The sequence below is a fragment of the Luteimonas sp. A277 genome (assembly GCF_054052045.1).
This window is the reverse complement of the sequence record NZ_JBSVRG010000002.1, coordinates 260818-282760: the sequence shown is the minus strand read 5'-3', so window position 1 is coordinate 282760 and position 21943 is coordinate 260818. Positions and strand designations below refer to the sequence as shown.

The window sequence follows — 21943 nt, the reverse complement described above, 5'->3', positions numbered from 1 at the left end:
CCGCCGCGCCGCAAAAGAAACGGCCCGGCAAAGGCCGGGCCGTCATGGGCCGCGGATGCCAGAGCAGCCTATTCGCGCTGCCACACCTGCTCGCGGCAGATGAAGGCCACACAGCCGGAGACGCCGAGACGGTCGTCATCGAGCATCTGCGCTTTGGACTTGTAGGTCCTGCCCTTGGCGGGGTCCAGGATCGTGCCGCCGCTCCACGCGTCCCCGTCCTGCTCCAGGCCCCAGAAGGATCGTCATGCCCTTGATCGGCTGGTCCTTGCGCTCGCCAGAGCACTTGTTGCAGACCGGATCGGGACCGCTGTCCGATTGCAGGATTTCAACCACGGTCCCCGACAGTGAGCCATCGGCCGCGCGGCTGATTTCCACGATCGACTTGGCCTGGCCGGTTTCGTCGTCGATGGTCTTCCAGCGGCCTTCGGGGCCAGCCGCCAACGCGGCCAGTGGAAAACAAAGGACGGCCAGAAGCAGCATACGGATCGGTTGCGTCATCGGAGTCTCCTGGAGCGGGCTCAGTGCCCGCCGATATGGCGGTCGAAGAAGTCGAGCATTTCGGTGTACAGCTTGACGCGGTTGTCCACGTCATAGAAGCCGTGCATTTCCCCCGACTGGATGATCATCCCTTCGGGAGGATTGCCCGCTGCGATCAGGGCGCGGTTCATCAGCTCCGTCTGCTCGGGGGGCGTGCGCTCGTCGCGGGCACCTGCGGCCAGGTAGACGGGAATGTTCACCTCGCCCGCCCGTTTGGCAGGAGAGTTCTCGGCCCACACCTTCGAGTCGGTACCGTGGGTGCGGCGCAGGAAGCGCTGGCCCATCTGGCTGCGCGGGATGTCGCCGCGGTTGAACATCATGTCCACGTCATAGACGCCCACGTAGCCGAAGGTGCACTTGAACATGCCCGGCTCGCGGATCGGTGCCATCAGCGCGGAGTAGCCGCCAAAGCTGCCACCGTAGATACAGACCCGCTCCGGATCGGCGTGGCCCTGCTCGATGGCCCAGCGGGTGGCGTCAATGATGTCATTCTGGATGCCCTGGCCCCACTGCATGTGGCCGGCGTCCTCAAACCCCTTGCCATAGCCGCCGGAACCGCGGAAGTTCACCTGCAGCACCGCATATCCGCGGCTGGCGAACAGCTGGGCCTCGCCGTTGTAGCCCCAATAGTCGCGGGGTCCGATCGGGCCGCCGTGGGGATTGACGATCAGCGGCAGGTTCCTGCCATCCGAGCTGTTGGGAATGGTCAGATAGCCGTAAAGGTCCAGTCCGTCGCGGGACTTGAGGTGGAACGGCTGGATCGATGCCGACATGTCCGGATCCACCCAGTCGCGGCTGCGCATGAGGAAGCGGGCCTGTCCAGAATTCTGGTCATAAAGATAGAGCTCGCCCGGATCAGTGTCGCTGAAAACCGAAACGATGACCTGCTTGCCGTCGGCGGTATGGCTGTCGAAGTGGACGAACTTACCCGGGAAGGCGGCGGCCAGCGACTGATAAAGCAGCGATTCCGGGTGGTCCTCGTCGATAAGAGTGACCTTGGGGGCGCCGGCCGCGGTGATGACCGCAATCAAGGCGGATTCGTCGGTAGACCAGAGATAGCGGGAGATGTCGGCCGCATCATCCTGGAACAGCGGACTGAATTCACCGGTATCGGTGTCCAAGGTGCCAATGGCCCCGGGGTTTTGATCGCTCTGCACAGCGTAGACCTTGCCGTCCGGCGTGGTGTGCTCCACCCACAGATGCTTGCCGCCCGACTGGGAAGCGTTGATCAGGTCCCAGCTCATGCCATTGCGCCTGTACAGCTCGGTGCGTTCCTCGAACTCGCCGGCTTCGTTGCGTGAGGACGAGCACACCGCAAAGCGCGGCTCCTTGTCCGCATCCAGGGATACCGAGCAGTTGGCCTTGGGGGCGGTGGCGAGCACCTGGCGGCGCCCGGTAACGGTGTCTACGCGCACCACCTGAGTGGACGAACCTTCAGACGAACGCGGGAAGCGGGACTGCATGATCACGTTGCGCGGGTCGTCCAGCAGTGGATCGAGCAGGGAAAAACTTTCGCTCCCCACGGCCTGCGAGCGCTGGGTGGCGCCGCGGGTACCGCGGAAGATGACCGGCGTGGCTTGGCTGCCATCCGCGTTGACCGCGTACCACTCGCCCAGCAGGAATGGCTGGGCATAGCCGCCCATCTTCTTGACCGCGTTGAACATCAGGCGGTTGTCCGAGATCCAACGGAACTGGCCGATGCTCTTGTTGTCAGGAAGGATATTGATCTTGACCGGCTGCAGGTCGGCGGTGCGCAGCACGGTGAGCACATCCTGTTCGCCGCGGTCCACGGTGAGGGCCAGGTATTCGCCAGTGGGCGAGATGCGCACGGTCCCGTAGGAGGCCCGTTTGACGAAGTCTTCCACCGGGGGAAGGGCAAGCGCTGCACCGGGCAGCAACAGGGCGATCGCGTAGATGGCGTGCTTCAGTCTGAGCATGGAAGTCTCACTTGATGGTTGATTGAACGGTATATACAGCCGGTTAAAGGACAAAGCCCGGCTTTCGCCGGGCTTTGTCTACCACTGCACCGGAAATCAGAAGCGGTGCGTCAGCGACACGAAGAAGCGACGACCCAGCGGGTCTGCGCCGATGTAGTTGTAGAAGTACGGGTAGGCCGTATAGGTCTCGTCGTAGCGGAACTGGTTGTCCGTCAGGTTGACGATGGTGGCTTCCACCTTGGTGTTCGGACCCATCTGGCGACCCACCTGCAGGTTGTACGTGATGTACGGCTTCAGGCGATCGGTCTCGTCCCAGTTCATGTTGGCACCCAAGCGCGAGCCGAACAGGGTGACCGACCAGTCGTCGCGGGTCCAGCCCAGCGAACCACGTACCCGCGAGCGCGGGTCGTAATCCCACTGGTCCCGGTAATCCACCAGCTCGTCGTCTTCGAACTGCCTGGACTTGTCGGTCAGGCGGAGGGTGTAACCCAGGTCAACCAGGAAGCGGCCCCAGCGATCCGTGTCGAACCTGTAGCGGAAGTTGGCGTCGATGCCGCTCACTTCCTGGTACGCACGGTTGATGTACGCGGTATTGAGCCTCTGGATCCGGCCGTCAAGCGCGCTGCCCTCGGGGGCGTCGGTACGGGTGACCAGCGACATGATGTTCTGGCAGAAAGCCGAGTCGGCCCCGTGCTCGAACGGAGTTCCGTCGCGGGTGACGCCCAGGCGGCAGTTGGCCTCGTTCTGCAGGATATAGCCTGCGGTGAGCGACGCGGCCCTGTCTTCCAGGCGGATCCGGTAGTAATCGACCGTCAGCGACATGTCATCAATGATGTCCCAGACGAACCCGTAGCCCCAGCTCTCGCCTTCCTCTTCCTTCAGCAGCGGGTTGCCGGCGATGAGGCTCTGGGTCTGATAAAGGGTCACGTCGCCGGACTGGTTGCAGTCCGACACGATGCGCCCGCCACCGTCTTGGCCAAGGTAGTCACCCGAGCGGCAGGCGTATTCATCCAGGATGGATGAATAAGAGGCTGCGCCCTGCGCATACACCAGCTGCATGTCGGGAGCCCGGAAGCTGGTGGCGTAGGAACCACGCAGCAGCAGGTTCGAGAACGGACGCCATTCCAGGCCGAAGTTGGTGGTGTAGGCATCACCCACTGCGGTGATATCGTCGTACTTGTCCCAGCGGCCAGCGAGGTTGGCGGTCAGGCTGTCCAGGATCGGCACGCGGAACTCGACGCCCAGCGCATAGCGGTCGCGGGTGCCGTCTGTGGCTCCGGAGCTGGTCAGGTTGTAGATGGTGTGCTCGTCGATCGGACGGATCTGATCGGTGCGCCAGTCACTGGACAGTTCCATCTTCTGGCGGGTGCCTTCAAGCACGGCTGCAACACCAACCGCGCCAGCGGGCAGCTCGAACAGGTCGCCGGAGATGTTGAAGTTGACCGTGGCCGAGCTTGTTTCCGCAACGTTGGACACCCGGGTGGCGAACGACCGGTAGATATCCGGGGTGATGGGCGTGTTCCATCGGTTCAGGTCCAGCGCGTACATCGGTGCGCCGTAGACCGGGTCGTAACCCTGCAGGTCACCCAGGAAGTAGTCGTGCACAGACTTGGCGAGCAGGCGCGGCATGTCCATCTCGTACTCGTACTTGCCGTAGTTGGCACTGGCTTCCCAGTCGAAGCGGTCGCCGAGGGGGCCGGTCGCACCGACGGTGAAGCTGTAGCTGCGCTCATCGTAAAGCGTGCTCGCAGCCTCATTGCCGCCCAGTTCGAACGGCATGAACACGCGTTGCAGCTGGAAGACATCCTGGTAATTGGTATCCCAGTAATAGCCGGTTGCGGCGCCGGACGCGCTGGAAGTAAAACGGTCACCCGCGGTGCCCCAGAACTCCGTACCGCCCGAGGACTTCGCTTCGGCGTCGTAGAGGGTCATGCTGCCGAACAGCTGGGTGGAGTTGGTGATGTCGAACGTACCGGCAAGGTAACCGGCCCAGATCTCCTGCGAGTTGGAGATGGAGCGCGACGCGGAGCTGTTGTAGCTGCCGCAGTACAGGCCGCGGGCCGGGGTGGTGACGGTGGTATAGCCGAAGGCGTCACACGCCGCGGAGTCGTAGATGGCGTTGTGATTGCCCGGCGCGGCACGGCCGGTCAGGCTCAATGCGACCAGCGACAATCCCGGGTTCACGTCGATGCCGTAGGGATTGTTGCGGGTATCAGCCAGGTAATCGCGCTGGCTGGCAAAGACCGGTTCGTTGGCGTTGTACTGGAGCGCGTAGAGCAGGCTCCAGCGGTCGCCGGTGGTGCCGCCGGTGTATTCCAGGTTCACGCTGTCGCCGCCGCCATCCTGGGTGGTGCCCACGGTGGCGCGGATCTGGTTTCCGTCAAAGTTCTGGCGGGTCACGATGTTGACCACGCCGGCCACGGCGTCGGAGCCGTAGATGGCCGAGGCGCCGCCGGTCAGGACTTCGATGCGCTCAACGATTGCGCTCGGGATCGCACGCACGTTGACCACGTTGTTGTCGCGGTTGTACGGCTGCGGGTAGTCCGGAGGACGGCGGCCGTTGATCAGGGTCAGGGTGTAGCCCGGACCCATGCCGCGCAGGTTGACCACCTGGGCGTTGGGTGTGAAGCCGGTAACCGCCAGGTCGCCGGTGAAGTTGGCGGTACTCTGCTGGGTGAGCGACTGCAGCATGTCGCCAACGGTCTGGAAGCCTTCGCGGTCGATGTCCGCCCGGGTGATGACGGTGACGGGGGCCGGGCCTTCGATCTCGGCGCGCTTGATGCGGGATCCGACGACCGTGACCGTGTCAAGCGTCTGCGCCGTGCTCGACTGCGTCTGGGTTTCCTGGGCAGTGGCTTCGTCCTGCGTGTCCTGGGCGGCTGCAAAGCCGCTGACGGCAAAGATAGTGCTGGCCAGCGCCAGGCTGAGCGGGCTGAGGCGCAGTGATTTCCGGAGCTGGGTAGTCATACGGTGGATTCCCCTGAGAGTGAGATGAAGCCTGGATAAATGAAGCCAACATGAATTAACAGGTGCGTAACATATGCCATAGTTGATTCCCGGATGCAACGCCTCCCTCCAGTGGGTCCTGGGGACCCGGGTAGAATTGGGAGTCCGGAAGCACTCATTAGATTTAAGGAGCCCCCAGCCTTGCGTACCCATGCCCGTGCAGTTCAGGGTGAACTGACCCCCCTCCCCAACATCCGCAACATCATCGCGGTCGGCTCCGGCAAGGGCGGAGTCGGCAAGTCCACCACCTCGGTCAACCTGGCTCTGGCTCTGGCAGCTACCGGAGCACGGGTAGGAGTGCTGGACGCCGACATCTATGGGCCAAGCATTCCCACCATGCTAGGGATCTCGGGCCGGCCGGAGAGTCCGGACAACAAGTCGATTATCCCGCTGCGCGCGCACGGGCTGGAAGCAATGTCGATCGGCCTGCTGGTGGAGTCCGATACGCCAATGATCTGGCGCGGGCCGATGGCCACCTCGGCGCTCAGCCAGCTGCTGGCCGATACCCGCTGGGGCGGCGAGGAAGGCCTGGATTACCTGATCGTGGACCTGCCGCCGGGTACTGGCGACATCCAGCTGACCCTGGCGCAGAAGATCCCTGTAGCCGGTGCGGTGATCGTGACCACGCCGCAGGAAGTGGCCACGCTGGATGCGCGCAAGGCGCTGAAGATGTTCGAGAAGGTGGATATCGCCACCCTGGGGCTGGTTGAGAACATGGCCCAGCATGTGTGCAGCAACTGTGGCCACGTGGAACACCTGTTCGGCCAGGGCGGCGCGATGCAGATGGCTGAAAAGTACGGCGTGCCCCTGCTTGGATCGCTGCCGCTGGAAGCACGGATCCGCGAGCAGGGCGACGTGGGCACGCCGCTGGTGGCGGCGCAGCCGGACTCGTCGGCCGCGCAAGCCTATCGGGAAGTGGCGCAGCGACTGGTGGAAGAACTGGAGAAGCGTCCACGGGCAAAAGTCTCGATTTCCGCATCGCTGCTGTAAGCGTCGTAGGGGGCCGTCGCCGTGCACGGTGACGGCTACAATGCGCGGCTCACCGCCCGCCTGCTGAGGAATATCACTGCATGAGCATCAAGAGCGACCGCTGGATCCGGCGCGTGTCCGAGGTTCCCGGCGGCATGATCGAGCCGTTCGAGCCCGGCCAGGTGAAGCACGCGGCTGATGGCGAGCGGATCGTCAGCTACGGCACTTCCAGCTACGGCTATGACGTGCGCTGCTCGCGCGAGTTCAAGGTGTTCACCAACATCAATTCCACCATCGTCGATCCGAAGAACTTCGACCCGAAGAGCTTCGTGGACGTGGTGGATGACGTGTGCATCATCCCGCCCAACTCGTTTGCGCTCGCGCGCACGGTGGAGTTTTTTCGCATCCCCCGCGATGTGCTGGTGGTGTGCCTGGGCAAGAGCACCTACGCGCGCTGCGGGATCATCGTCAACGTGACCCCGCTCGAGCCGGAGTGGGAAGGCCACGTGACGCTGGAGTTCAGCAACACCACGCCGTTGCCGGCACGCATCTACGCCAACGAGGGCGTGGCGCAGATGCTGTTTTTCCAGGCGGCCGCGGACGACGTCTGCGAGACCTCGTACAAGGATCGTGGCGGCAAGTACCAGGGCCAGACCGGGGTCACCTTGCCGCGCACCTGAGCGCCGGGCTCATCCCAGCAGGGCTCCCTGCAGCAGCCGGATCCGTTCCACCAGCGCTTCGGGCGAATAGGGCCGCGCGGTCACCCGTCCCCATACCGGGGCGGGCCATGCAGGGTCGTGCTCGAACCGGGCGATCACGTGCACGTGCAGCTGTGGCACCAGGTTGCCGAGTGCGGCGACGTTGAGCTTGTGCGGGCGGAATCCTTCCTTCAACAAGTGCTGGGCCAGGTCTATTTCGTCTGACAGTTCCAGGCGCTGGGCGGGATCCAGGTCGATCATTTCGCGTGCGCCGGCGACGCGGGGCACCAGTACCAGCCACGGGTAGTTGGCATCGTCCATCAGCCGCAGCTCGCACAGCGGCAGCACGTGGACGGGATGTGAGTCCGTGGCCAGGCGCTCGTCCAGGGCGTAGGGACCGGGGTCTGTGTGTCTTGCCATGACGCCTCTCCGGGCTTTGGCCCAAGGCTGCTCGAGGAACTTCAGGGTACGCGGCGGGCGTGATGGCTGCGCTATGCTCGGCAAGGTCGCGATCGCGGGCATGGGCGGCACGGGCAGCATGGGGACACAGCAGAAGAATGGGGTTGGCCGCGCATGTTGAGCGTGGGTGCGGTGGGATTGGCGGCGCTGCTGTGGCTGGGGGTGCTGTTTGCCGCGGCGCTGTTCGGCGAGCGCCATCCGCAGGCCTTTGCCCGGCACTGGCGGCACGTGTATGTGCTGTCGCTGGCGGTGCACTGCACCTCGTGGACCTTCTACGGAACCATCACCCAGGCCACCCGGCATGGATGGCCGCTGCCGCCGACCTTCCTCGGCGCGATCCTGTTCTACACGCTGGCTTTTGCATTCATGATGCGCCTGGTGCGGCTGGCGCGGGAAAGCAATTCGACCTCGCTGGCCGACCTGATCGCCACCCGGCTTGGCAAGGATGCGTGGCTGGCCGCCACCGTCACCCTGGTGGCGGCGCTGGGGCTGGTTCCCTATATCGCCCTGCAGCTGAAAGCGGTGACCATGAGCTTCGGCACGCTGACCGGGGCCGTGGTGGTGGACGTGGCCCAGGTGCCGCCGTGGCGTGACAGTGCCCTGTACGTGGCCCTGGCGATGGCGCTGTTCACCATGCTGTTCGGCACCCGCCGGGTCAGTGCGGCCGGGCACAATCGCGGACTGGTGCTGGCGCTGGCGTTCGAGTCGCTGTTCAAGCTGGGAGCGATGCTGGCGCTGGGCGCGTTCGTCTGGCTGGCGCTGGGGCCGCTGCCGGAAGTGCCGCCGGCGCCGGTGGCGGCGTCCACTGGCGGCCTGGTGCCGCTGGTGCTGCTGGGCGGGCTGGCCATGTTCATCCTGCCGCACCAGTTCCACGTGGCGGTGGTGGAGTGCCGCGATGAGGCGCACGTGCGTACGGCGCGCTGGCAGTTCCCGCTGTACCTGCTGCTGATCGCGATACCGGGCCTGCCGCTGGCGAAGGCGGGCATGGCGCTGCTGGGCGACAGCGTGCCGTCGGACATGTACGCGCTGGCGGTGCCGCTGTCGCAGGGGGCGAACGGGATCGCGCTGTTCGCGTTCCTCGGCGGCCTCAGCGCGGCCACCGGCATGGTGATCGTGAGTACGCTCACCCTGAGCCTGATGATCGGCAACCACTGGTTCGCGCCGGGGCTGCTGCGCGGGGCCTGGTCGCGGAGCGGTGCGGGGGAGCGGGACCACCGCGGCGGCCTGCTGCTGCTGCGGCGCGCCGGGATCCTGGCAATCATGCTGCTGGCCTGGGCCTACGGCCGGGTGGTGGGCGAGAGCGAAATGCTGGCCGATATCGGCGCGGTGTCGTTCTCCGCGCTGGCCACACTGGCGCCGGCCCTCGGATTCGCTGTCTGGCGGCCGCATACGCCGCCGCGGGCGGCCACCGCCGGCGTGCTGGCCGCATTCGCGGTCTGGGCATGGGTGATGCTGGTGCCAGCGCTGGCAGGCATCGACTCGACGTGGCTGGTGCAGGGACCATTGGGATTGGGGTGGCTGTCGCCGGATGGGCTGTTCGGGCTCACCGGATGGAGCCGGCTGGGACGTGCGGTCGGGGCGACGCTGTTTGTTGGCACGCTGGTGACGGTGCTGGTGGGGCTGGCCGAGCATCGTGAAGGGGATCGCCGCTCCGGTACGGCCGACTGGCAGACGCTGCGTCGGGCCGGGCGGCGGTTCCTCCCGCCGGCGCTGGTGGACCAGGTGCTGGAACAGGCGCCGGCCAGCGGACCGGTGCCGGCGGCGATCGAAGCACGCCTGGAGCGTGAGCTCTCGGCGGTGCTCGGCAGCGCCTCGGCCCGCCTGTTGCTGGACGCCGCCCGGCGGGAAGCCGGGCCGGACCTGGATACCGTGGCCACGATCGTTGGCGAGGCATCGCAGGACCTGCGCTTCAACCAGCGGGTGCTGGAGGCCGCGCTGGAAAACATGAGCCAGGGCATCAGCGTGGTGGACTACGACCTGCGGCTGGTGGCGTGGAACACGCCGTATGCCGAGCTGTTCGACTATCCGCCTGAGCTGCTGCGGGTGGGCGTGCCGGTGGCCGAGCTGGTGGGCCACAACGTGGGCGCCGGGCTGGTGGAAGCGGGCAATGTGCAGATGGAGGTGGACAAGCGCCTGGCCCACATGCGCATGGGTACGCCGTATGTGACCGAGCGCAGGTTTCCGGATGGGGCGATCATCGAGATCCGCGGCAATCCGATGCCGGGCGGCGGATTCGTGGCCACCTTCACCGACGTGACTGCGTTCCGGCGCAGCGAAGAAGCCTTGCGCCAGGCCAATGAAACGCTGGAGCAGCGGGTGGCCGATCGCACCGCCAGCCTGGACCAGGCCCGGCGCGAGGCGGAGCGTGCGAACGACGCCAAGAGCCGGTTCCTGACCGCAGTGGGGCACGATCTGATGCAGCCGTTGCACGCGGCGCAGCTGTTCACCGATTCGCTGAGCCGACAGCTGCCGGGCGGCCCACAGCACGAGCAGCTGGGGCAGATCCGCGGTGCGCTGGATTCGACCAGCGATCTGCTGACCGGTCTGTTCGACATGTCGCGGCTGGAAGCCGGGGGACTGGTGGCGCAGCCGCGCCGGTTCCCCCTGGCCGAGGTGCTTGATCCGTTGGCATCCGAATTCGGCGCGCTGGCCGCGGCGCGCGGGCTTATGTTCCGCTATCGCCCCAGCCACGCCTGGACCAGCAGCGATCCACAGCTGCTGCGACGGGTGCTGCAGAACTTCCTGGCCAACGCGGTGCGTTACACGCACAGCGGCCGGGTGCTGCTGGGGGTACGGTCGGAGGGCGCACGGCTGCGCATCGAAGTGCATGACACCGGGCCGGGGATCGAGGCGACGCAACTGGCTTCGATCTTCGAGGAGTTCCGTCGTGGTGAAGGTGCGGCCGGGCAGGGGCTTGGCTTGGGCCTGGCGATCGCTGAGCGCATCGCGGGGCTGCTGGATGCACCGCTGCGGGTCAGCAGCACGGTGGGCCGGGGCACCACGTTCAGCCTGCTGCTGCCGCGCGCGCCCGGGGCCCGGGTTGCCGCGCCTGCGGCGCCCCGTGCGCAGCTGGCAGGGACCAGGATCCTGGCAGTGGACAACGATCCCGTGGCTTTGGAGGCACTGGCGGGTGTGCTGCGGGGATGGGGCTGCGAGGTGGAAGCCGTGGCCGATGGCGAACAGGCCGCCGCGGTGCTCGAATCGCGCCCCTGTGCGCTGTGGCTGTTCGATTACCACCTCGACGACGGCGATACCGGGGTGGCGCTGCACGCACGGTTGATGGAGCGGTTCGGGGCGCGGCCCACGCTGATCCTGAGCGCGGACGGGACCGCCGAGGTGCGCCGCGAAACGCTCGACATCGGGCTGGCGCTGCTGTCCAAGCCGGTGCGGCCGCTGGCGCTCAAATCCGTCCTCGACCGCATGCTCGCCGCCCAGCTGTAGGAGCGCGCCATGCGCGCGAAGCCGCGTGACATCGATCGGTGGATACAATGGCGGGATGCCTTACACACCGATCGTCGCCACGCTTGGCTATGTGCTCTCGCCCGATGGCAGCAAAGCGCTCCTGATCCACCGCAATGCCCGCAAGGACGACCAGCACCTGGGCAAGTACAACGGTCTGGGCGGCAAGATCGAGGCTGACGAGGATGTGGTCGCCGGCATGCGCCGCGAGATCCGCGAAGAGGCGGGGATCGAGTGCGACGAACTGCGCCTGCGCGGCACCATCAGCTGGCCCGGCTTTGGCAAGAACGGCGAGGACTGGCTGGGCTTCGTATTCGTGATCGACCGCTTCAGCGGCACGCCGTACACATCCAATCCGGAAGGCACCCTGGAATGGGTGGCGGTGGACCGGATCATGGAGTTGCCGCTTTGGGAGGGGGACCGCGAGTTCCTGCCGCTGGTGTTCGACGCCGACCCGCGCGCCTTCCACGGGGTGATGCCGTACCGCGACGGGCGCATGCTGTCCTGGAACTACTCGCGGATCTGAGAGTGAGCAAACTTTGCTTGATCGTCAGGATTGCTCAGAGGAGAACCCGCTAAAGGCGGGTCGGAGTTGAAGTGCGTAGATGATTGGGCTACGGTCGAGAAAATGCTTACAGGCGAGGTCAGGGATGAAACGTCTTCTTGGGTTGGTTTGTCTCGCAGGTGTCGTCGTCACAGGAAGTGTGTTGGCGCAGTCGGCAGCGATCGGCGAACGCTTGGTAGTCGGTAATAAAGAGGTCGTTGCCGCTGGCGGAGACGCAAGAATCGTCGCAGAGCAAGCGTCGGTGCTTTACTTTGAGGATATGGAGCCGGTGGTGTCTTTCGAGGACGCGGTACTGGAGACCGGGACTGAAGGGGTGATAGGCATTGCGGAGGGAATTCATTTCCCGGGGTCCAGGGTAATTCATGCTTCTGGACCACTTTTCCTGCCAGCCACGCATCTGGTGTCTGATATACCAGTAGATGATCACGATGGTGCCATTGAGTTGACATGCAACAACGGCAAGATGTATCGGGACGGTAAGCCGACGGGAATCAGTTCCATTTGTCTTACTCGAGGAGTCAGGTTTACGTGTCATGAAACCGGTACTGGTGGAGTGATTGACATGGACGATCCGACCTGCAATTGAGCAGCGTCGTGTAGCTGGGGCGCTGAGATAGACAGCAGATGATCTGATATTGGACTTGTCGTGCAGTCAGGAATTCAGCTGGCGCGCGGGGTCGCCGATCTCCAGCTCGCGCAGCACCACGCTGGCATGGGTGCGGTTGCGCACGCCCAGCTTCTCGAAGATGGCTGACAGATGCGCCTTCACCGTGCGTTCCTGCACGTCCAGGCGGTCGGCGATCTGCTTGTTGAGCAGGCCCTCGGCCACCAGGGTCAGCACCCGGAACTGCTGCGGAGTCAGGCTGGCCAGGCGCCCCGCCAAGTCGGCATCGCCGGGCAGCGAATCGGCGCGCTCCACCGCACCGCGCAGCGCCTGCGGCAGCCACTGCTCGCAGGCGAGCACGGTGCGGATGGCTTCGCGCATCTCGTCCAGGCCCGCGCTTTTGGGAATGTAGCCGGCGGCGCCGTGGTCCAGGGCGCGGCGGATCACCTGCGGATCCTCGTTGGCCGAGACCAGCACCACCGCCACCGCCGGGAACTGTGCGCGGATGGCGGCGAGCCCTGCAAGGCCGTGGTTGCCGGGCATGTGCAGGTCCAGCAGCACCAGGTCGATCTCCGCGTGCGTCTCGAGCAGTTCGATGACGCCGGCGAACGAGTCCGCCTCGCAGGCCATCGTGTCCGGCACGGCTTCCAGCGCCGCACCCCGCAATGCGGCGCGGAACAGGGGGTGGTCGTCGGCGATCAACAGGGTGGGCATGGTCTGATTGTAGGGGCCTCTGCAGGGTGTGCTGGCTGTACGAAGGTACGATGCTGCTTCGGGCAGTGGCTGATATCGTCGGCGCATGAAGGCAGAATCCGTCCGTATCCCCACTCTCGCGCTGGCAACGCTGCTGGTGGCCTGCGCTTCCGGCGCCGGCCCGGCGGCTCCGCAGGCAATGACATTCACCGACCATCGCAACAGCGTCCATCGTGATGGCGACGACCTGCTCAGCGCCGGGCTGGGCGTGGCTGGGCTGCGCACGCCGGTCGCCCCGGCATTCGCCGATCCGGAACGGCCTGCCGCTGAAGAGCTCCGCCGGCGGGCGCTGTGGACCAGCTGGCGTGGCATCGCCGACCTGAGGCCGGGTGGAGTGGGCGACGAGTACGGCAGCCTGGATCCGGTACCCGGGCGCGAGTTCCACGCGCTGGCGCGGTTGCCGGATGCAAGCCATCCGCACCGGGTGATGGTGCAGCTTCCCGACGCGTTCGATGCCAGCCGTCCCTGCCTGGTGGTGACGGCTTCCTCCGGCTCACGCGGCATCTACGGATCGATCGCCGTCGCCGGCGGCTGGGGCCTGCCGCGCGGGTGCGCGGTGGCTTATACCGACAAGGGCGCGGGCAGCGATTATTTCGACCTGGATCTGGGCATGGGCATCGATGCCGCCGGCCAGTCCGGCGCCAACCGTGGCGCGGCGGTGTTTGCCCCCGATGCCGCCGCCGACGCATCCGGCGTGGCATTTGCCCATGCGCACTCCCAGGACAACCCGGAAGCGGACTGGGGCCGGCATGTGCGCCAGGCCGCCGAGTTCGCCCTGCACACCCTGGGCGACGTCCTGCCGGAGCAGGGGCCTTTCACTTTCGACAACACCCGCATCATCGCCGTGGGCATTTCCAACGGTGGCGGCGCAGTCCTGCGGGCCGCCGAGCTGGAGGGCGACTGGCTGGATGCAGTGGTGGCCGGGGAGCCCAGCGTCTATTCGCCGGGCGAAGGCTCGCGGAGCCTGTATGACTACACCACCGAAGCGGCCCTGCTGATGTCCTGTGCCCTGGCTGGTCGCGAAGACCTGCCCATGTCGCCGTTGTCGCCGGTTTCCGCGCCGCTGCGCGCGGCACGCTGCGCCTCGCTGGCCGCGGCCGGCCTGGTGGAAGGCGCGGACATTGAACAGCAGGCGGCTTCGGCATGGCAGCAGCTGCGCGATGCGGGCTGGAGCGAGGAGGCGCTGCGCGCCGGAGCGCTGTCGGTGGATTTCGACCTGTGGCGCTCGGTGGCGGTGACCTACGCCTCGGCCTATGGCCGCTATCGCGCCGGCGAACACCCCTGCGGCTTCGGGTTCGCCGCCCAGAACACCGACTTCAGTCCGCGTCCAACCACGGCGGTCGAGCGTGCCGCATGGTGGAGCGACGCCAGCGGCATTCCCCCCGGCAACGGCGTGGGCATCATTGATCCGCAGGCCGCGATGCCGGATCCCACCCTGGCCGGGGTGCAATGCCTGCGGGCATTGGCCGAGGGCGGCAGCGAGGCGGCGCGCCGGGTAGGCGAGGGCGTGGCCGCCACGCGCACTGGGCTGCCGCAGCCCGGACTGCCGGTGGTGCTGGTCCACGGCGTCGACGACGGCCTGATCCCGATTGCTTTCACCAGCGATCCCTACGTTGCATGGGCTCGGGCCGCGGGCCGCGACGTCTCGCTGTGGCGGGTGCATGGAGCGCAGCATTTCGACGGCTTCCTGGTGCTGCCCGATTACGCAGCGCGCTATGTGCCGCTGATTCCCTATGTGCATGCGGCGCTGGACCAGGTGACGGCTCATCTCGACGGTGAAGCTCCGCTTCCGGTGGATGCGGACATCAGGCCCGCCAGCCGTGAAGGTGCAGCCGTGCCGACCCGGGCGCAGCTTTCGATCCCATAGCCGCATTGCCGGGTGCAACCGGTCGCACTGTGGTGCATGGGCCGTTGCTATGATCGGGCGGTATCCCGGGAGAGCGTGATGGCGGACAAGAGGTGGCAGCACGGGCCATGGAGCCCGGCTGATTTCGAGCAGCTGGCACAGCAGTATTGGGGCGCGTGGGCGGAGACGATGCGCAGTGCAGCGTCGGGTTCAGGCGCAGCCCACGGTGGCGCCCCCGCGGGCCCGGCCGCAGGCATGCAGGCCTGGCAGGATGCGATCGACTGGTGGAGCCGCCAGGCTCGCGGAAACAGCAGCGGCGCCGACGACGTGGTCGGACGTTTCAACAGCCAGGCGCGGGCATGGTTCGGCCAGATGCAGGATATCGCCGCGCAGTTTGCCGGCCGCGACCACGCTGCGCGCGACGTCGCCTCCGCCTGGCGCGAATCGCTGCGGACAGGCGGCGAAGACGTGTTTGCGGGGATGCTGCGCAGCATGCGTGGCGAGGGACTCAAGGGCATCGACCAGTGGATGGAGAGCGCCGCGCCCTACCTGGACGCCACCCTGCGGGAGGGCAAGGCCTGGTTGGGCCTGCCTGCCTTCGGCGTCACCCGCGAACACCAGGAGCGGCTGCAGCAGCTGGCGCAGGCGCACATGGAATACCAGGAAGCTGACAGCGTCTACAACGCGCTGATGCGCAAGGCCTCCCGGTCCGCATTCGACATCTTCGAACGCAAACTGGTTGAGCATGAGGAGCCGGGGCGGCAGATTGAATCGCCGCGGGCGCTGTTCGACCTGTGGATCGATGCCGCCGAAGAGGCGTATGCCGAGGTCGCGCTGTCAGTGGAGTTCCGCAAGGCCTATGCCGGACTGGCCAACGCCCAGATGCGCCTGCGCGCGGGCATCCAGGCCCAGATAGAGCAGGCCAGTCGCCAGTTTGATCTGCCGACCCGCAGCGAGCTGGACGGCGCCCACCGCAAGATCGTCGAGCTGGAGCGCGCAGTGCGTCGGCTGCGCGACCTGGTCGAGGCCGGGCAGTCGGCGGCACCGGCAAGGAAGGTAACCAAGAAGACAGCGGCGAAGAAGGCGGCCACGAAGAAAACCGTGAAGAAGGCTGTCGCCAAGGCTGCAAAGAAGACAGCCCTGGCGCGCAAGGCCACCACCAAACGGACGGAGGGTTGAGATGGCCGGACCGCTCAACATCGGCATGGACCGGATCGTGGAAGACGCCGCGCGCATGCAGCGCAAGCTCGGCGCAGGCCTGCAGACCCTGCGCGAGGTGGAGGACTTCGACTACGGCGCAACCCCGAAGCAGGAAGTCTGGCGTGACGGCAAGGTGGTGCTGTACCGCTTCATTGGCGAGAAGGCCCCGACCGCCAAGGTGCCGCTGCTGATGAGCTACGCGCTGGTCAACCGGCCGTACATGGTCGACCTGCAGGCCGACCGCTCGATCGTCAAGGGCCTGCTGGAGCGGGGCGAGGATGTGTACATCATCGACTGGGGTTACCCGGACCGCTCGGACCGGTTCCTGACCCTGGAGGATTACATCCAGCGCTTCATCGGCGGCGCGGTCGACCACCTGCGCCAAACCTCCGGGCTGGACGCGATCAACCTGCTCGGCATCTGCCAGGGCGGGGCGTTTTCGCTGTGCTACGCGGCGCTGCATCCGGAGAAGGTGCAGAACCTCATCACCATGGTCACGCCGGTCGACTTCCATACCCCGGACAACATGCTGTCCAACTGGACCCGGGATCTGGACGTGGACCTGTTCGTCGACACGCTTGGCAACGTGCCGGCGGACCTGATGAATTTCACCTACCTCACCCTGAAGCCCTGGCGGCTGTTCGTGCAGAAGTATGTGGGGCTGGTGGACATCCTCGACGACAGCAAGGCGCTTGAGGATTTCCTGCGCATGGAGAAGTGGATCTTCGATTCACCCGACCAGGCCGGCGAAGCCTTCCGCCAGTTCATCAAGCAGTTCTACCAGGGCAACGGTTTCATCAACGGCGGCATCACCATTGGTGATGATGAAGTGCACCTTGGCCTGGTGGAGATGCCGGTGCTCAATATCTATGCCGAGCATGACCACCTGGTGCCGCCCGACGCGTCGCGCGCGCTGAAGGACGTGGTGGGCAGCCGGGATTATTCCGAACTGTCATTCCGCGGCGGGCATATCGGCATCTACGTGTCCGGCCGGGCGCAGAAGGAAGTGCCCAGTGCAATTCATCAATGGCTGGCCGAAAGGTCGTAAGCAAGGGAATCGCCACCATGGCCAAACTCACCCTGTCCCGCTCCACAGATGATCGCGTGCTCGCCGGGGTGATCGGCGGCATTGCCCGCCGCTTCGGCTGGAGCTCCACCATGCTGCGCGTTGTGTACGTCGTCGCTTCGGTGCTCTCGGCCGCTTTCCCGGGGATCCTGGTCTACCTGATCCTGTGGCTGCTGATGCCCGAGGGCGACTGAGCGGCGGCATGGGCCGGTTCGGTCTGTCCGTGCTGCGAGTGCTGGGGATGGCTTGGACGCTACCCAACACGGTGCTCGGGCTGATGCTTGGCGCGGCAGGCCTTCCGTTTGGCGCGCGCATGCACCTGGATCGCGGCGAGCTCGCCGTGGTGTTCAATCGCTGGCCCTGGGGGCCGGGCGGTGCGATCACATTCGGCAATGTGATCATCCACACCGGAGTGTCGCTGGACGCACGCTGCATGAGCTATGCGCACCGGGCTGGGCAATGCCAGGAGCCGCCGATGCGCTTGGGCGACCATGAGCGCGCCCACGTCCATCAGTACATGCTGCTGGGTCCGTTGTTCCTGCCGCTGTACCTGCTGTGCGGCGGGATCAGCGTGCGTAACCGGTTCGAGCGTGCGGCGGATCGCTACGCACTCACCGGCCGCGGCTGGTGGCCTTGGGATTGAGCACGGGCTTGCCGACGAACGGTCATCCGATTTGACGCCGTACTAACGAAGCCTGTGGCAACCTCCAACTGTCGAAGAAAAAGCGGGAAGGCGAAAGCCGGAACGCAACAGCTTCGACAAAGGAAGGCTCAGCCGTCCGGGGTCAAACCCGGCAGACTGGGCCTTCTGCTTTATGGGTCCAGCGAGGCTGCAGTAGTGGTTTCAAACGGGGCAGGTCCCGCGCTCCTTGGCCGTGCAGGCTCGAGCTGCGCGCTGCCGTAATTGCCGTGCAGGCCTGACCCCGCGGCCCACTGCGCCAGCAGTCGCAGGTACCCGTCCGGATGCCGCAGCATCGTGCGCGAGCCGTCCTGCTCGACGAACTCGTAAATGCCGTGGTCGGTATCGGGGAACACCGCCAGGTCTATGTCAAGACCTTGCGACTGCAGCATGCGGATGCGTCTCAGCGTTTCGCTGTTGGGCGCCTCCAGGTCCTCGCCGGCGATGATCCAGAGCTGCGGCATGGGCAGCGCTTCAAGCACCGGTATCGGTTCATATTCCCAGCTTGTCTGCACATCCAGGCGGGCGAAGCCGGCGCGCATCAACCACTGCGGCAGCCAGGCCGGCTTGTCCAGGATCATGCCGGTAAATTCGCCGCGGATGTCGGCAAACCATGGTTCTTCGCCGTAGCTGCGGCGCACGTCATCAAGTTCATCGAAGCCGCGGGTGAAGCCGGATGTGATCAGCAGGGCGGTGGCATCCGTGACCTCACGTGCTTTCGCCAGCACCTTGTCGTCGTGGCCGGCTGCACGCAGGTCGTCTATCACCTGCTCGCGATCCTCGGCCAAGGCGGTGTCGGCCAAGCCGTATTCGACCACCACGTAATCCACATCTGCCTGTGACGCCGCCAGCGGGGCGATCCAGCCGCCCTGGCTGCTGCCGATGAAGCCGGCACGCGAGAATGCGTCCGGGCGCAGGCGCCGCGCCGTGTCCAGCGCCGCGATGGCATCATCGGCCAGCACGTGGAAGTCCTGGGTGTATTCGCCTTCCGATCCGCCGGTGCCGCGCTTGTCGTAGACGAACACCGCCACGCCCTGGGCCGGCAGCAGGTATTGCTTGGGATAGATGTCGACGGCTGAATAATCCTCCGAGCCGTGCACCAGAACCGCCAGCGGCACCGGCCCGTTGGCCTGCGCCGGCATCACCAGGCGACCGCGCAGGGTCAGGTCACCGCTGCCGAAGGTGGTCTCGGTGACCGGAAGCTCCAAGCGGGTGGCGGTTCCGGACGGCCCGCCTTCGAGCTGGAACCCGAGGGTGTTGGAGCGACAGGGTCCAGGAGTCGCCATTGCAACCACCGGTCCTTCGCTGCGCCAGCCTTCGCGGGCTTCCAGACGCCCGTCATCCCCGGGCTCGAACCGGCCGCTGCGACCATCGAGCAGGCGGTAGCGCAGCCCGTTGTCGACGGGGGTGAGCACCAACGTCTCGCCACTGTCGAAGCGCCATGCGCCCGTATGACAGGCAAGCTCGGCCAGCCATGGCGGTGGTGGATCGTCGCTGGAGCAGGCGCCAAGGAGAGCGGCAACGAGGACAGCGGCGGCGAGGGCAGCGGCCATCGGGCGGTCGCTGGACTGGTGCTGGTTCATCGGCGACTCCGGTTCGTCAGCGTCGTGGAGGAATGGCCCGTGGGAGCACCACCCGGGCCAAAGCTGCGTTCTGCAAACAGGATGCCGTTACCGCCAACCAACACCACGCTGCTGCAGCGGGTGCCGTACTCGTCGTCCACGACGAATGGCGGGGATAGCCTGCGTTCGAGATCGATACCCACGCCGGTGTCTGGCAGAGCGTGGTCGGGCGCAATGGCTCTGTCGGCAAGGGCGGCGAACAGCGGGTTGATGTCCGGCGGGTCGTTCGTGGTGGTTTCGCTATCCGGCAGCGATTCGATCCATGATTCAAGTGCGCGCGTGGCCAAGTTGCTCTTGGGCCAGGGCGCGTCAAAGGCGCCGTTGGACATGGCGTGGACGCCCGGCGTCACCGGCGCGTGCTGGGCCTGAGACTGGTTGCTGGCGAAGGCGAGGTCGCGGCTGTCCCACAGCAGCAGGTTGAAGGGGCCGAACTCGGCGGCCCTGCTTTCCACCACGCGCGCCGCCTCCATTGCGCCGTCGTTGCCCCGCACGAAGTCGCGTACCAGCGCTCCGCGCGAGCGCGGTGCTTGCTCCTGCGAGAGGCCGTTGCGCACGTTGGTCACCGCCGCAAGCCGCCCGCGCGTGGACGCCTGCAGCCAGCCGCCGCCGGCGACCAGGTCCCGACCGCCATAAACATGCGGCGCCTCGGGATCGAATCCGGCGGGTGCGGTGGGCCGCGCGTGCAGCTCGTCGCGGTTTGCGATCAGCGCCAGCGGGTAGCGGGGGTGGACCTTCCAGGCCAGGGCGATCAGGCACATGCGCAGAACTGTATCAGCCACGCGCCGGGACGGGCAGTAGGCGCCGGCAGGGACGGTGTTCTACCTGCCAAGGCGCACGGCAACCGCCTCAAGCTGCTCCGCCACCTTGCTCCAACCCGGCTGAAAGCCCATCTCCTCGTGGCGCTGCCTGGATTCAGCGTCCCAATGACGGACGGTTGCGCGGTACAGGGTGCCCGCGCCGTCGGGGATCAGTTCGATGATCGCGACCATGAACGGCTTGCGCGGCATCCAGTCCGGTCCCAGTGCGTCGGTGAATACGATGCGCCGCTCCGGCACCACTTCCAGGAACACGCCAGCGCCCTCATCGGCGCGTTCGCCGTTGGGGCCTTCCATTACCGCTCGGAAGCGGCCGCCGGGGCGGAGGTCGAGTTCCGCTTCGGCCGTTTTCCAGGGCGCAGGTGCAAACCACTCGGTCAGGTGTTCCGTCCAAGCGCGCCAGACCGCTTCGGGCGGCGCGGCCATGCGGCGTTCTATCGACAGGGAGTGTCCGGCATTGCTCATGGTGTCTGTTCTCCTCTGTGCGCCGCCTCGATCGCGGCGATGTCGATCTTCTTCATCGTCATCATCGCCTGCATGGCGCGTCCGGCGGCCTCGCGATCCGGATCGGTCATCGCCTCCATCAGCGCCCGCGGGGTGATCTGCCAGGAAAATCCCCAGCGGTCCTTGCACCAGCCGCACTCGCTCTCGCTGCCGCCGCTGTTGACGATGGCATTCCAATAGCGGTCGGTGTCAGCCTGGTCTCCGGTCAGGACCATGAAGCTGACCGCCTCGTTCGGCTTGATCCCCGGGCCACCGTTGAGGCCGAGGAACTTCCGGCCCAGCACGGTGAAGTCCACGGTCAGTTCCTTGCCGCGTTCGCCGCCGGGATAGTCGACGGGCGCACGCATGGCCTCGCCGACGTGGCTGTCGGGGAAGGTGGCGGCGTAGAATTCCGCCGCCTTATGGGCCTGGCCGTGGTCGAACCACAGGCAAGTGATCATTTCGCTCATCGTCGTCTCCTCAGTCGTCCAGCAGCGGCGCGAAGCCGCCGTAGATCATGCGCTTGCCGTCGAAAGGCATGTCGCCTGCCGGCTTCATGCGAGGGTCTTCGCTGAGCTTCGGCCAGGCTTCGTCACGCACCTGCCGGGAGGGCCACTCGATCCAGGAAAACACCACATTTTCCCCATCCTCGAGCAGGACCGCGCGGCGGAAATCGGTGAGCTTGCCCTCTGGCACGTCGTCGCCCCAGGCTTCGACCACGCGCAGGGCACCGTATTCGAGGATCACCTCGGCGGCCTTGCGTGCCATTTCCCGATAGGCCTCGTGATTGCTGGCCGGCACCGGCAGCAGGTAGCCGTCGAAGTAGCCGCCACGCCCGCTGCCGGCGTCGACCAGCGCATCGAAGCCGGCGAAGATCATGCGCTTGCCGTCGAAAGGCATCTGCGGCATCTCCTGCATGCGCGGATCGGCCATCATCTTCTCGAATGCGGCATCGCGCGCGGCCTTGTCCGGGTACTCCATCCAGCTGAACACCACGGTTTCCTCTGCGGTTGCCAGCACTGCGCCCTGGAAATCGTTCTGCTTGCCCGGTGGCACGTCGTCCCCCCACGCCTCGACCATTCGAGCGGCACCGAACTCCTTGAACAGAGGCAGCGTGTTGCGTGCGTGATCAAGATAGGCCTCCCGGTTCGCGCTTGGCACGGCGGCAACAAAGCCTTGGATATAGGTCATTGGATTTGCTCCTCTTGCTCTCGGGTTGTGTGTTCCCCGTGTCCGTTGACAGGA

At 66.0% G+C, this 21943-nt stretch carries 19 protein-coding genes and 2 pseudogenes; 10 read left to right on the top strand and 11 right to left on the bottom strand.

All coding sequences use genetic code 11. The features are described 5' to 3' along the window. Positions 1-68: 68 nt before the first annotated feature. The 3 genes and pseudogenes from ACW7G2_RS03410 to ACW7G2_RS03400 all read right to left on the bottom strand — a co-directional run bounded on the left by ACW7G2_RS03410 (position 69) and on the right by ACW7G2_RS03400 (position 5441). A pseudogene (locus tag ACW7G2_RS03410) lies at positions 69-498 on the bottom strand (DUF2147 domain-containing protein). 20 nt (positions 499-518) lie between these two features. After that, positions 519-2474 carry a S9 family peptidase gene (locus tag ACW7G2_RS03405; protein ID WP_456972713.1) on the bottom strand — a complete coding sequence of 652 codons (1956 nt, stop codon included), beginning with the start codon at positions 2472-2474 and terminating at the stop codon, positions 519-521. Between the two features lie 96 nt (positions 2475-2570). Next, a complete protein-coding gene (locus tag ACW7G2_RS03400; protein ID WP_456972711.1) occupies positions 2571-5441 on the bottom strand; it encodes a TonB-dependent receptor domain-containing protein in 2871 nt (956 codons plus the stop codon). Between the two features lie 93 nt (positions 5442-5534). Here ACW7G2_RS03400 and apbC point away from each other — a divergent pair, with 93 nt between their 5' ends. Together apbC and dcd are read left to right on the top strand one after the other, a co-directional pair. Beyond that, entirely contained in the window at positions 5535-6470 is a 936-nt protein-coding gene (gene apbC / locus ACW7G2_RS03395) for an iron-sulfur cluster carrier protein ApbC (protein ID WP_456972709.1), read from the top strand. A gap of 80 nt (positions 6471-6550) precedes the next feature. Continuing rightward, positions 6551-7129 carry a dCTP deaminase gene (gene dcd, locus ACW7G2_RS03390; protein ID WP_456972707.1) on the top strand — a complete coding sequence of 193 codons (579 nt, stop codon included), beginning with the start codon at positions 6551-6553 and terminating at the stop codon, positions 7127-7129. Positions 7130-7138: 9 nt separating this feature from the next. Here dcd and ACW7G2_RS03385 read toward each other — a convergent pair whose 3' ends face one another. Further along, positions 7139-7567 (bottom strand): HIT domain-containing protein, encoded by a 429-nt coding sequence (locus tag ACW7G2_RS03385; RefSeq protein WP_456972705.1) that lies wholly within the window; start codon positions 7565-7567, stop codon positions 7139-7141. 153 nt (positions 7568-7720) lie between these two features. On the opposite strand from ACW7G2_RS03385, the gene ACW7G2_RS03380 reads away from it, so the two are divergent. From ACW7G2_RS03380 to ACW7G2_RS03370, 3 genes are all read left to right on the top strand, one after another. Then, positions 7721-11047 (top strand): hybrid sensor histidine kinase/response regulator, encoded by a 3327-nt coding sequence (locus ACW7G2_RS03380; RefSeq protein WP_456972703.1) that lies wholly within the window; start codon positions 7721-7723, stop codon positions 11045-11047. 55 nt (positions 11048-11102) lie between these two features. Continuing rightward, complete coding sequence (locus ACW7G2_RS03375; RefSeq protein WP_456972701.1) at positions 11103-11591, top strand: NUDIX hydrolase; 489 nt, start codon at positions 11103-11105, stop codon at positions 11589-11591. 124 nt (positions 11592-11715) lie between these two features. Then, complete coding sequence (locus tag ACW7G2_RS03370) at positions 11716-12216, top strand: hypothetical protein (RefSeq protein WP_456972699.1); 501 nt, start codon at positions 11716-11718, stop codon at positions 12214-12216. 66 nt (positions 12217-12282) lie between these two features. Here ACW7G2_RS03370 and ACW7G2_RS03365 read toward each other — a convergent pair whose 3' ends face one another. Continuing rightward, on the bottom strand, positions 12283-12948 hold the full coding sequence (locus ACW7G2_RS03365; RefSeq protein ID WP_456972697.1) for a response regulator transcription factor: 666 nt from the start codon (positions 12946-12948) through the stop codon (positions 12283-12285). 85 nt (positions 12949-13033) lie between these two features. On the opposite strand from ACW7G2_RS03365, the gene ACW7G2_RS03360 reads away from it, so the two are divergent. From ACW7G2_RS03360 to ACW7G2_RS03340, 5 genes are all read left to right on the top strand, one after another. Further along, on the top strand, positions 13034-14854 hold the full coding sequence (locus ACW7G2_RS03360; RefSeq protein WP_456972695.1) for a 3-hydroxybutyrate oligomer hydrolase family protein: 1821 nt from the start codon (positions 13034-13036) through the stop codon (positions 14852-14854). A 78-nt stretch (positions 14855-14932) separates the two neighbouring features. Next, positions 14933-16012: a class III poly(R)-hydroxyalkanoic acid synthase subunit PhaE gene (gene phaE / locus ACW7G2_RS03355; protein ID WP_456972693.1), complete on the top strand. Its 1080-nt coding sequence runs from the start codon at positions 14933-14935 to the stop codon at positions 16010-16012. A gap of 1 nt (position 16013) precedes the next feature. After that, the gene (locus ACW7G2_RS03350) at positions 16014-17081 is read left to right on the top strand and encodes a class III poly(R)-hydroxyalkanoic acid synthase subunit PhaC (RefSeq protein WP_456972691.1); all 1068 of its coding nucleotides are present in this window, start codon (positions 16014-16016) and stop codon (positions 17079-17081) included. Between the two features lie 17 nt (positions 17082-17098). Continuing rightward, complete coding sequence (locus ACW7G2_RS03345; protein ID WP_456972689.1) at positions 17099-17293, top strand: PspC domain-containing protein; 195 nt, start codon at positions 17099-17101, stop codon at positions 17291-17293. Between the two features lie 8 nt (positions 17294-17301). Beyond that, positions 17302-17742, top strand: a complete 441-nt coding sequence (locus ACW7G2_RS03340) for a hypothetical protein (protein WP_456972687.1) — start codon at positions 17302-17304, stop codon at positions 17740-17742. A 170-nt stretch (positions 17743-17912) separates the two neighbouring features. On the opposite strand, the gene ACW7G2_RS03335 is transcribed toward ACW7G2_RS03340, so the two are convergent. The 6 genes and pseudogenes from ACW7G2_RS03335 to ACW7G2_RS03310 form a co-directional block, all read right to left on the bottom strand. Next, positions 17913-19361: an alpha/beta hydrolase family protein gene (locus ACW7G2_RS03335; protein WP_456972685.1), complete on the bottom strand. Its 1449-nt coding sequence runs from the start codon at positions 19359-19361 to the stop codon at positions 17913-17915. Further along, complete coding sequence (locus ACW7G2_RS03330; RefSeq protein WP_456972683.1) at positions 19358-20158, bottom strand: NRDE family protein; 801 nt, start codon at positions 20156-20158, stop codon at positions 19358-19360. Before ACW7G2_RS03330 ends, ACW7G2_RS03335 begins: the two co-directional genes overlap by 4 nt. 60 nt (positions 20159-20218) lie before the next feature. Then, positions 20219-20680 carry an SRPBCC family protein gene (locus ACW7G2_RS03325; protein WP_456972681.1) on the bottom strand — a complete coding sequence of 154 codons (462 nt, stop codon included), beginning with the start codon at positions 20678-20680 and terminating at the stop codon, positions 20219-20221. After that, the gene (locus ACW7G2_RS03320; RefSeq protein WP_456972679.1) at positions 20677-21168 is read right to left on the bottom strand and encodes a VOC family protein; all 492 of its coding nucleotides are present in this window, start codon (positions 21166-21168) and stop codon (positions 20677-20679) included. Before ACW7G2_RS03320 ends, ACW7G2_RS03325 begins: the two co-directional genes overlap by 4 nt. A 10-nt stretch (positions 21169-21178) precedes the next feature. Further along, the gene (locus ACW7G2_RS03315) at positions 21179-21553 is read right to left on the bottom strand and encodes a DUF1428 domain-containing protein (protein WP_456972852.1); all 375 of its coding nucleotides are present in this window, start codon (positions 21551-21553) and stop codon (positions 21179-21181) included. Beyond that, positions 21539-21889 (bottom strand): annotated as a pseudogene (locus tag ACW7G2_RS03310) (DUF1428 domain-containing protein); the annotation flags it as partial. The gene ACW7G2_RS03315 and the pseudogene ACW7G2_RS03310, both read right to left, overlap by 15 nt. Positions 21890-21943 lie beyond the last annotated feature (54 nt).

What these genes read in the sequence shown, in the direction of transcription:
- ACW7G2_RS03335 (WP_456972685.1), bottom strand. Translation starts at nt 19,361, where the DNA reads ATGAACCAGCACCAGTCCAGCGACCGCCCGATGGCCGCTGCCCTCGCC.
- ACW7G2_RS03405 (WP_456972713.1), bottom strand. Translation starts at nt 2,474, where the DNA reads ATGCTCAGACTGAAGCACGCCATCTACGCGATCGCCCTGTTGCTGCCC.
- dcd (WP_456972707.1), top strand. Translation starts at nt 6,551, where the DNA reads ATGAGCATCAAGAGCGACCGCTGGATCCGGCGCGTGTCCGAGGTTCCC.
- ACW7G2_RS03350 (WP_456972691.1), top strand. Translation starts at nt 16,014, where the DNA reads ATGGCCGGACCGCTCAACATCGGCATGGACCGGATCGTGGAAGACGCC.
- ACW7G2_RS03345 (WP_456972689.1), top strand. Translation starts at nt 17,099, where the DNA reads ATGGCCAAACTCACCCTGTCCCGCTCCACAGATGATCGCGTGCTCGCC.
- ACW7G2_RS03340 (WP_456972687.1), top strand. Translation starts at nt 17,302, where the DNA reads ATGGGCCGGTTCGGTCTGTCCGTGCTGCGAGTGCTGGGGATGGCTTGG.
- ACW7G2_RS03400 (WP_456972711.1), bottom strand. Translation starts at nt 5,441, where the DNA reads ATGACTACCCAGCTCCGGAAATCACTGCGCCTCAGCCCGCTCAGCCTG.
- ACW7G2_RS03385 (WP_456972705.1), bottom strand. Translation starts at nt 7,567, where the DNA reads ATGGCAAGACACACAGACCCCGGTCCCTACGCCCTGGACGAGCGCCTG.
- ACW7G2_RS03360 (WP_456972695.1), top strand. Translation starts at nt 13,034, where the DNA reads ATGAAGGCAGAATCCGTCCGTATCCCCACTCTCGCGCTGGCAACGCTG.
- phaE (WP_456972693.1), top strand. Translation starts at nt 14,933, where the DNA reads ATGGCGGACAAGAGGTGGCAGCACGGGCCATGGAGCCCGGCTGATTTC.
- ACW7G2_RS03325 (WP_456972681.1), bottom strand. Translation starts at nt 20,680, where the DNA reads ATGAGCAATGCCGGACACTCCCTGTCGATAGAACGCCGCATGGCCGCG.
- ACW7G2_RS03320 (WP_456972679.1), bottom strand. Translation starts at nt 21,168, where the DNA reads ATGAGCGAAATGATCACTTGCCTGTGGTTCGACCACGGCCAGGCCCAT.
- ACW7G2_RS03380 (WP_456972703.1), top strand. Translation starts at nt 7,721, where the DNA reads ATGTTGAGCGTGGGTGCGGTGGGATTGGCGGCGCTGCTGTGGCTGGGG.
- ACW7G2_RS03375 (WP_456972701.1), top strand. Translation starts at nt 11,103, where the DNA reads ATGCCTTACACACCGATCGTCGCCACGCTTGGCTATGTGCTCTCGCCC.
- ACW7G2_RS03330 (WP_456972683.1), bottom strand. Translation starts at nt 20,158, where the DNA reads ATGTGCCTGATCGCCCTGGCCTGGAAGGTCCACCCCCGCTACCCGCTG.
- ACW7G2_RS03365 (WP_456972697.1), bottom strand. Translation starts at nt 12,948, where the DNA reads ATGCCCACCCTGTTGATCGCCGACGACCACCCCCTGTTCCGCGCCGCA.
- apbC (WP_456972709.1), top strand. Translation starts at nt 5,535, where the DNA reads ATGCAACGCCTCCCTCCAGTGGGTCCTGGGGACCCGGGTAGAATTGGG.
- ACW7G2_RS03370 (WP_456972699.1), top strand. Translation starts at nt 11,716, where the DNA reads ATGAAACGTCTTCTTGGGTTGGTTTGTCTCGCAGGTGTCGTCGTCACA.